This is a genomic window from Streptomyces sp. NPDC042102 (genome assembly GCF_055582305.1).
Genome location: NZ_JBVJDL010000026.1, coordinates 1,987 through 5,287 on the forward strand (window position 1 = coordinate 1,987; position 3,301 = coordinate 5,287).

Consider the following 3,301-nt stretch of genomic DNA (forward strand, 5'->3'; position numbering starts at 1 on the left):
GATCGTGCTTGGCACGTTGTTGGGTATCTGAGGGTACGGCCGATTCGGCTGGACCTTCGCGATGCCGGCCCCAGTGAACCTGGTCCTTAGGGAGCAGGGTGATGGGTGGCTGGTCGTTGCTTGAGAACTACACAGTGGACGCGAGCATCTGTGGCCAAGTTTTTAAGGGCGCACGGTGGATGCCTTGGCACCAGGAACCGATGAAGGACGTGAGAGGCCGCGATAGGCCCCGGGGAGCTGCCAACTGAGCTTTGATCCGGGGGTGTCCGAATGGGGAAACCCGGCAGTCGTCATGGGCTGTCACCCATGCCTGAACACATAGGGCATGTGGAGGGAACGAGGGGAAGTGAAACATCTCAGTACCCTCAGGAAGAGAAAACAACCGTGATTCCGGGAGTAGTGGCGAGCGAAACCGGATGAGGCCAAACCGTATGCGTGTGAGACCCGGCAGGGGTTGCGCATGCGGGGTTGTGGGAATGAGCTTTCACAGTCTGCCGGCTGTGAGGCGAGTCAGAAACCGTATGGATAGGCGAAGGACATGCGAAAGGTCCGGCGTAGAGGGTAAGACCCCCGTAGCTGAAATCTGTACGGCTTGCTTGCTCATCTCCCAAGTAGCACGGGGCCCGAGAAATCCCGTGTGAATCTGGCGGGACCACCCGCTAAGCCTAAATATTCCCTGGTGACCGATAGCGGATAGTACCGTGAGGGAATGGTGAAAAGTACCGCGGGAGCGGAGTGAAATAGTACCTGAAACCGTGTGCCTACAAGCCGTGGGAGCGTCGGATACCTTCGGGTATCTCGTGACTGCGTGCCTTTTGAAGAATGAGCCTGCGAGTTAGCGGTGTGTAGCGAGGTTAACCCGTGTGGGGAAGCCGTAGCGAAAGCGAGTCCGAATAGGGCGATTGAGTTGCACGCTCTAGACCCGAAGCGGAGTGATCTAGCCATGGGCAGGTTGAAGCGGAGGTAAGACTTCGTGGAGGACCGAACCCACCAGGGTTGAAAACCTGGGGGATGACCTGTGGTTAGGGGTGAAAGGCCAATCAAACTCCGTGATAGCTGGTTCTCCCCGAAATGCATTTAGGTGCAGCGTCGTGTGTTTCTTGCCGGAGGTAGAGCACTGGATAGGCGATGGGCCCTACCGGGTTACTGACCTTAGCCAAACTCCGAATGCCGGTAAGTGAGAGCACGGCAGTGAGACTGTGGGGGATAAGCTCCATGGTCGAGAGGGAAACAGCCCAGAGCATCGACTAAGGCCCCTAAGCGTACGCTAAGTGGGAAAGGATGTGGAGTCGCAGAGACAACCAGGAGGTTGGCTTAGAAGCAGCCACCCTTGAAAGAGTGCGTAATAGCTCACTGGTCAAGTGATTCCGCGCCGACAATGTAGCGGGGCTCAAGCGTACCGCCGAAGTCGTGTCATTGCAGCAATAGGGCCAACGCCTGCTGTGATGGGTAGGGGAGCGTCGTGTGCCGGGTGAAGCAGCACCGGAAGGTAGTTGTGGACGGTTCACGAGTGAGAATGCAGGCATGAGTAGCGATACACACGTGAGAAACGTGTGCGCCGATTGACTAAGGGTTCCTGGGTCAAGCTGATCTGCCCAGGGTAAGTCGGGACCTAAGGCGAGGCCGACAGGCGTAGTCGATGGACAACCGGTTGATATTCCGGTACCCGCTTTGAAACGCCCAATATCGAGCCCATTAATGCTAAGGCCGTGAAGCCGTTCCGGACCCTTCGGGGAAAGGAAAGTGGTGGAGCCGCTGACCCAAGGTGGTAGTAGGTAAGCGATGGGGTGACGCAGGAAGGTAGTCCAGCCCGGGCGGTGGTTGTCCCGGGGTAAGGGTGTAGGGCGCTGTCTAGGCAAATCCGGACAGCATGAAGCCTGAGACCTGATGCCGAGCCGATTGTGGTGAAGTGGATGATCCTATGCTGCCGAGAAAAGCCTCTAGCGAGTTTCATGGCGGCCCGTACCCTAAACCGACTCAGGTGGTCAGGTAGAGAATACCGAGGCGTTCGGGTGAACTATGGTTAAGGAACTCGGCAAAATGCCCCCGTAACTTCGGGAGAAGGGGGGCCATCACTGGTGATCGGATTTACTCCGTGAGCTGGGGGTGGCCGCAGAGACCAGCGAGAAGCGACTGTTTACTAAAAACACAGGTCCGTGCGAAGCCGTAAGGCGATGTATACGGACTGACGCCTGCCCGGTGCTGGAACGTTAAGGGGACCGGTTAGTGACCTTTCGGGGTTGCGAAGCTGAGAACTTAAGCGCCAGTAAACGGCGGTGGTAACTATAACCATCCTAAGGTAGCGAAATTCCTTGTCGGGTAAGTTCCGACCTGCACGAATGGCGTAACGACTTCTCGACTGTCTCAACCATAGGCCCGGTGAAATTGCACTACGAGTAAAGATGCTCGTTTCGCGCAGCAGGACGGAAAGACCCCGGGACCTTTACTACAGTTTGATATTGGTGTTCGGTTCGGCTTGTGTAGGATAGGTGGGAGACTTTGAAGCCGTGACGCCAGTCATGGTGGAGTCGCCGTTGAAATACCACTCTGGTCGTGCTGGATGTCTAACCTCGGTCCGTGATCCGGATCAGGGACAGTGTCTGATGGGTAGTTTAACTGGGGCGGTTGCCTCCCAAAGGGTAACGGAGGCGCCCAAAGGTTCCCTCAGCCTGGTTGGCAATCAGGTGTTGAGTGTAAGTGCACAAGGGAGCTTGACTGTGAGACCGACGGGTCGAGCAGGGACGAAAGTCGGGACTAGTGATCCGGCGGTGGCTTGTGGAAGCGCCGTCGCTCAACGGATAAAAGGTACCCCGGGGATAACAGGCTGATCTTCCCCAAGAGTCCATATCGACGGGATGGTTTGGCACCTCGATGTCGGCTCGTCGCATCCTGGGGCTGGAGTCGGTCCCAAGGGTTGGGCTGTTCGCCCATTAAAGCGGTACGCGAGCTGGGTTTAGAACGTCGTGAGACAGTTCGGTCCCTATCCGCTGTGCGCGTAGGAATATTGAGAAGGGCTGTCCCTAGTACGAGAGGACCGGGACGGACGAACCTCTGGTGTGCCAGTTGTCCTGCCAAGGGCATGGCTGGTTGGCTACGTTCGGGAGGGATAACCGCTGAAAGCATCTAAGCGGGAAGCCTGCTTCAAGATGAGTATTCCCACCTCCTTGAGAGGGTAAGGCTCCCAGTAGACGACTGGGTTGATAGGCCAGATGTGGAAGCCCGGTAACGGGTGGAGCTGACTGGTACTAATAGGCCGAGGGCTTGTCCTCAGTTGCTCGCGTCCACTGTGTTAGTTCTGAAG

1 rRNA gene is annotated in these 3,301 nt (G+C 56.9%); it reads left to right on the forward strand.

Annotated features, from left to right (window positions below):
* The first annotated feature begins 152 nt into the window (after nt 1-152).
* Nucleotides 153-3,269, forward strand: a 23S ribosomal RNA gene (locus ACZ6KO_RS34870).
* The last annotated feature ends 32 nt before the right edge of the window (nt 3,270-3,301 follow it).